Annotated in this window: 5 protein-coding genes; 1 reads left to right on the top strand and 4 read right to left on the bottom strand. The window is 72.9% G+C overall.

Features of this window, described 5'->3' with window-relative positions; translation table 11 throughout:
* The 4 genes from HZU84_RS05465 to HZU84_RS05450 form a co-directional block, all read right to left on the bottom strand.
* A partial coding sequence (locus HZU84_RS05465; protein WP_180692804.1) for a sigma-54-dependent transcriptional regulator occupies positions 1-1,351 on the bottom strand: 1,351 nt, incomplete at its 3' end.
* A complete protein-coding gene (locus HZU84_RS05460) occupies positions 1,348-3,309 on the bottom strand; it encodes an ATP-binding protein (RefSeq protein WP_149504856.1) in 1,962 nt (653 codons plus the stop codon). The genes HZU84_RS05460 and HZU84_RS05465, both read right to left, overlap by 4 nt.
* 18 nt (positions 3,310-3,327) lie before the next feature.
* The gene (locus tag HZU84_RS05455; RefSeq protein ID WP_149504857.1) at positions 3,328-3,603 is read right to left on the bottom strand and encodes a PP0621 family protein; all 276 of its coding nucleotides are present in this window, start codon (positions 3,601-3,603) and stop codon (positions 3,328-3,330) included.
* Positions 3,604-3,639: 36 nt separating this feature from the next.
* Entirely contained in the window at positions 3,640-4,449 is an 810-nt protein-coding gene (locus HZU84_RS05450; protein ID WP_149504858.1) for a cytochrome C assembly family protein, read from the bottom strand.
* Positions 4,450-4,505: 56 nt separating this feature from the next.
* Between HZU84_RS05450 and ffh the strand changes: the two genes are divergently transcribed.
* Entirely contained in the window at positions 4,506-5,900 is a 1,395-nt protein-coding gene (gene ffh / locus HZU84_RS05445; RefSeq protein WP_149504859.1) for a signal recognition particle protein, read from the top strand.
* Positions 5,901-6,000: the final 100 nt, after the last annotated feature.

Here is a 6,000-nt window from a genome sequence, read left to right as displayed (position 1 = left end):
GCCTGCGCACCCATGTGCGCGCCGCACGCGAGCTGGGTCGCCCGCTGGTGATCCACACCCGCAGCGCCGCCGAGGACACGCTGCGCATCCTGCGCGAGGAGAACGCGGCCGAGGTCGGCGGCGGCACGGCCGGCGGCGCCGGCACGCCCCCGCCCGGCAGCCCCAGATCGTCGACATCGACCCGGCCGCCGCCCGACAGCGCCACCACCCGGTGCAGCAGGTTCTCGAGCTCGCGCACATTGCCGGGAAAGTCGTGCCGGGCCAGCCGGGCCAGGGCCGCCGGCGTCAGCCGGGGCACGGCCGCCAGGCCGGACTCGGCGGCGATGCGCGCCAGCACCGTCTCGCACAGCAGCGGCAGATCGTCGAGCCGCTCGCGCAGCGGCGGCACCCGCACCTGAATGACATTGAGCCGGTAGTACAGATCCTGGCGAAAGCGCCCGGCACGCACCTCGGCCTCGAGATCGCGATGCGTCGCGCTGATGATGCGCACATCGAGCACCTGCTCGGCGGTGGCACCGACCGGACGTACCGCGCGCTCCTGGATCGCGCGCAGCAGCTTGCTCTGCATCGCCAGCGGCAGCTCGCCGATCTCGTCGAGAAAGAGCGTGCCGCCGCTGGCGGCCTGGAAGAAGCCTTCGCGGTCCTCGCTGGCGCCGGTGAAGGCGCCCTTGCGGTAGCCGAAGAACTCCGCCTCGAGCAGAGGCTCGGGAATCGCGCCGCAGTTGACCGCGACGAAGGGCTGGGCGGCACGGTGGCTGACCTGATGGACCGCGCGGGCCACCAGCTCCTTGCCGGTGCCGGACTCGCCATGCACCAGCACCGGCGCCATGCCGCGCGCGACCTTGGTCACCAGCTCGCGCACCTGGCCCATCACCGCCGAGCCGCCCGACAGGCGCTGCAGCGCCGCGACCGGCGGTGCCGGCACGGCGGCGGCCACCGCCGTCACGGCGGCACGCGGCGGCGTCGGCACCCGCCCCAGCGCGGAGGCCACGACGCTGCGGAACTGGCGCAGGTCGACCGGCTTGGTCAGATAGTCGAAGGCACCGGCCTTCAGCGCCAGCACCGCGTTCTCGGCCGAGCCGTAGGCGGTGATGACCAGCGTCTTCTCGGGCCGGCCGGCCTGCTCGAGCCGGCGCAGCAGCTCCAGCCCGTTGCCGTCGGGCAGCCGCATGTCGGTGATGACCGCATCGAAGCGGGCAGCCTGCAGCAGCGCCCAGGCCTCCTCGACGCAGGCCGCCGTCTCGATGTCATAGCCCTCGCGCAGCAGCGCCAGCTCGTAGAGGGTGCGCAGATCGGGCTCGTCGTCGACGACCAGCAGGCGCGGCGCGGCAGCAACTGGGGGCGGAGTCATGAGGCAGCGGCAGGAAGCGCCGTCACGCCCGAGGCCAGCGCGACCCGCGGCATGGTGACGACGAAGACATTGCGGTGGCGCGCGCCAGGGCCGCGCGGACGGAACTCGATCGCGGCGCGGTAGCGCCCGCACAGCTCGCGGCAGATGTACAGGCCCAGGCCGGTGCCACGGCTGCGTGTCGAGAAGAAGGGCTCGAAGAGATGCGGCTCGACATCGGGCGCGATCACCGCGCCGTCGCTGGCCACCGACAGCTCGATCAGCCCCTGCGGCCGCGCGCAGGCGCGCACCCAGACCGCATGCGGCTGGCCGCTGCCGTGGCGCAGCGCGTTGTCGAGCAGATTGACCAGCACCCGGCGCAGATGCTCGATGTCGAAGCGCACCGGCAGCGGCTGGTCGCCGGCATCGACGAACAGCACCGCGTCGCGGTCGGCCCGGATGCCGGCGGTGCGCGACCAGTCGGCGCACAGCGCGCTGACCTGGGCGCCGAGATCGATCACCGGCGCCTCGCGCGGCGCGCCCGGCGAGACCTCGGCCACATCGTCGACGATGCGCTGCAGCCGCACCACGTTGTCGGCGACGATGCGCGCCAGGCGCTGCTGCGCCGGGTCGAGCAGTTCCTCGGCCAGCAGCGCGTTGGCCTGGGCGATGGCCGCCAGCGGATTGCGGATCTCATGGGCGATGCCGGCCGAGACCCGGCCCATTGCCGCCAGCCGCTCCTGGCGCTCGCGGGCCCGCAGCGTGCGCACATCCTCCAGGAACAGCACGCACAGCGCCTCGCCCGGACGGGTGCGGCGCCGGGCGAAGCGCATGCGCAGGCGCAGCGGCCGCTCCTGCGGATGGCGCTCGTCGCCGCCCGGGCCGGGCAGGCGCAGGCTCAGCTCGCGGCCCGCCTCGGGCCAGGCGCCCTCGGCGAAGGCCTGTGCCAGCGCCTGCTGAAGCGGCTCCCAGCTCGGCGACCGGTCGAGTCCGAAGGCCTCGAAGCGCCCGCCTTCCGGCAGCCCGATGAGCTGCAGCGCGGCCGGATTGGCGGCCTGCACCCGCCCGTGGCGATCGGCGACCATCACCCCGTCCTGGATCTCCTCGATCATCAGCCGGTTCAGCCGCGCCTGCTGGCGTGCCAGCTCGAGCGTGTTGCGCGCGGCAAGCTCCTGGCGGGCCAGCCGGTCGGCCAGCTCGCCGGCCAGCGCCGCGACGGTCATCACGCCGCCGCCGGCGATGCCGGCGTGCATCATCGCGGCGGCCAGCTCGGCCGGGGTGTCGGTGCCCCACCAGGCCGCGGCCAGCATCAGCAGCACCACCAGCGAGGCCACGCCCAGCGCCGGGCGGCGCGGCATCAGCGTGGCGGCCATCAGCACCGGCAGCATGTAGAGCGCCACCGCGTTGACCGGCGGCCCGCTCAGCGTCAGCAGCAGCGTGAAGGCGATCAGGTCCACCGCCACCGTCGCCAGCGCCCAGCGCCCGCGCAGCCGGCCGGAAATCGCCATGTAGCCGTCCGGCGGCACCGGCCAGGCCAGCACCGCCACCGCGGCGGCCACCTGCAGCGCGCACACCGCCAGCGTCGGCCACTGCGCCCGCCCGCCCAGATAGAAGACCACCAGACCCTGGATGCCCAGCAGCAGCAGGCCCAGCAGCAGCCGGGCGATCGAGAAGGCGCGGAACAGCCGCAGCAGCGGCGCCGGCGGCTCGCTGCGCGGCCGGGGCGGGCTGTCGGGCGCGGCCTGCAGCGGCGTCTCGGCGGCGGCCGGCGGCGCCTGCGAGCCACGCCGCACGAAGGGCCGCACCGGCTCGTCTGCCGCAGAGGCGGCCGGAGCGGTGCTCGGCCCGGGCCGGGTGTCGGGCGACAGGTCGGTGTCGAGATCGGCGTCGAGGGGGCCGGTGCGCTCGGCGCCGAGCACCATCGTCTGGAACCAGATGCCGCCGTTGCGGTGGCCGCGTCGGCGCTCCTGCCCGCCCTTCATGCCCGCTCCGGCGCCACCTCAGCGCCGCCCGTAGGGCGCACGCGGACCGGCCAGGCGGTGCAGCCGGCTGCAGTAGGCCTGGCCCTCGTGGAGCAGCGCCTCGGCCTGGGGCAGATGCAGGCCGCAGTGCGCGCAGCGCGCCATCGGCTGCAGCGCGCCGGTGTCCTGCGGCGTGTCCGCGGCTCCGGAAGCCCGGGACGTCCGGTCGGCATCGCCGCCGGTGCGGCGTGCACCGCGCAGCAGCCACACGATGCCGAGAATGGCCAGAATGATCAGCAGCAGCTTGCCCAGCATGGTGAGGTCGAGATCGTGGGGAGTGCGGGTTGCGAATCAGGCACCGGCGGGCAGGCGCTGCAGCAGCACCTCCAGCACGAAGCGCGAGCCCACATAGGCCAGCAGCAGCAGCACGCTGCCGGCATAGAGCCAGCGGGTCGCGCGCCGGCCGCGCCAGCCGAAGAACTGCCGCCCGGCCATCAGCCCGGCCAGCACCACCCAGCCCAGCAGGGAGAACACCGTCTTGTGGTCCCAGTGCCAGACCGGCGTGAACCACACGCCCAGCAGCAGCGCCAGCGTCAGCATCACGAAGCCGGCGGCGACGAAGCGGTAGGTCAGCCGCTCCAGCGTCAGCAGCGGCAGGCCGATGGTGCCGGCAGGTGCCTCGAGCCGGGCGCGGGAGCGGTCGCGCATCTGGCGCTCGGCCCGGTCCAGCCAGGCGGCATGCAGCACCGCGGCCGCCACCAGACCGTAGGCGGCCAGGCCCATCATCCAGTGCAGCGGCGCCCAGGGCGAGCTTGAGCGCAGACCCTCGCCGGGAAACAGCATCGCCAGCGCCAGCGTCATCAGCCCGGACAGCGCCAGCCAGCGGCGCACCCCGGGCACCGGCACGAAGCGGCTCTCGAGCGCATGCAGGCCGATCACCAGCCAGGCGGTGGCCGCCAGCGCCGGCGCGAAGCCGAAGCGCACGCCCTGGCCGGGCTCGCCGATGCCGAAGAGGTGCAGCGCGCCGGCCAGACCATGCGCCAGCCAGGCCAGCGGCAGCAGCCGGACCCGCCAGGGCCGCTCGCCCGGGCGCATCGCCAGCAGATAGCCCGCCAGCGCCGCCAGCGACGGCACCAGCCACGGGGTCAGTCCGAGGGACATGGGGGTCGATAGAATCACCCGCACAGTGTACTTATCCTCCTTACCCGGGACACCCGATGGCCTCCGCTCTTTCTGAACGCCTGTCACGCATGGTCAAGACGATGCGGGGCCAGGCCCGCATCACCGAATCGAACGTGCAGGACATGCTGCGCGAGGTGCGCATGGCGCTGCTGGAGGCGGACGTGGCGCTGCCGGTGGTGCGCGACTTCATCGCCCGCGTCAAGGAGCGCGCGCTCGGCGCCGAGGTCGCCAACTCGCTGACGCCCGGCCAGGTGCTGGTGAGCATCGTGCACAAGGAGCTGGCCGCGACCATGGGCGAGGGCGTGGCCGACCTGAACCTGGCCACGCAGCCGCCGGCGATCATCCTGATGGCCGGTCTGCAGGGCGCCGGCAAGACCACCACCACCGCCAAGCTGACCCGGCACCTGATCGAGCGCCGCAAGAAGAAGGTGCTGACCGTCTCGGCCGACGTCTACCGCCCGGCCGCGATCGAGCAGCTCAAGACCGTGACCAAGCAGGCCGGCGGCGAGTGGTTTCCCTCCTCCGGCGACCAGAAGCCGCGCGACATCGCGCTGGCCGCGCTGGACTACGCGAAGAAGCACTTCATCGACGTGCTGCTGGTCGACACCGCCGGCCGCCTGGCGATCGACGAGGCGCTGATGGCCGAGATCCGCGACCTGCACGCCACGCTCGACCCGGTCGAGACGCTGTTCGTGGTCGACGCGATGCAGGGCCAGGATGCGATCAACACCGCGCGCGCCTTCAAGGAGGCGCTGCCGCTGACCGGCATCGTGCTCACCAAGCTCGACGGCGACAGCCGCGGCGGCGCGGCGCTCTCGGTGCGCCAGATCACCGGCGCGCCGATCAAGTTCGCCGGCGTCAGCGAGAAGATCGACGGGCTGGAAGTCTTCGACGCCGAGCGCCACGCCGGGCGCGTGCTCGGCATGGGCGACATCGTCGCGCTGGTCGAGGAAGTCCAGAAGGGCGTCGACATCGAGGCCGCGCAGAAGCTCGCCGAGAAGGTCAAGGGCGGCGGCGGCTTCGACCTCGACGACTTCCTGGCCCAGATCAGCCAGATGAAGAAGATGGGCGGGCTGTCGGGCCTGCTCGACAAGCTGCCGACCGAGCTGGCCGCCAAGGCCGGCCAGGCCGACATGAACAAGGCCGAGCGCGATGTGCGCCGCATGGAGGGCATCATCCGCTCGATGACACCGCTGGAGCGCCGCAAGCCCGAGCTGATCAAGGCCAGCCGCAAGCGCCGCATCGCCGCCGGTGCCGGCGTTCAGGTCCAGGAGGTCAACCGCCTGCTCAACCAGTTCGAGCAGATGCAGGGCATGATGAAGAAGATGAAGGGCGGCGGCCTGATGAAGATGATGAAGCGCTTCGGCGGCAAGAAGGGCCTGCCCGGCATGGGCGGCGGCATGGGGGGCATGGGCGGCATGGGGTTCTGACAGGACCGGGCCCGGCCACTGAAACCCCTGGTGGTGTTTTCAAGCGAAGACTCACAGTTGTAACGCCGCATCGGTGACCTGGGTACCACCCCGACTTCTG

The organism is Sphaerotilus sulfidivorans (assembly GCF_013426975.1).
GTDB lineage: Bacteria > Pseudomonadota > Gammaproteobacteria > Burkholderiales > Burkholderiaceae_C > Sphaerotilus > Sphaerotilus sulfidivorans.
The sequence above is the reverse complement of the archived record's forward strand: the minus strand, read 5'-3'. Positions and strand labels throughout refer to the sequence as shown.

What these genes read in the sequence shown, in the direction of transcription:
- HZU84_RS05460 (WP_149504856.1), bottom strand. Translation starts at nt 3,309, where the DNA reads ATGAAGGGCGGGCAGGAGCGCCGACGCGGCCACCGCAACGGCGGCATC.
- HZU84_RS05455 (WP_149504857.1), bottom strand. Translation starts at nt 3,603, where the DNA reads ATGCTGGGCAAGCTGCTGCTGATCATTCTGGCCATTCTCGGCATCGTG.
- HZU84_RS05450 (WP_149504858.1), bottom strand. Translation starts at nt 4,449, where the DNA reads ATGTCCCTCGGACTGACCCCGTGGCTGGTGCCGTCGCTGGCGGCGCTG.
- ffh (WP_149504859.1), top strand. Translation starts at nt 4,506, where the DNA reads ATGGCCTCCGCTCTTTCTGAACGCCTGTCACGCATGGTCAAGACGATG.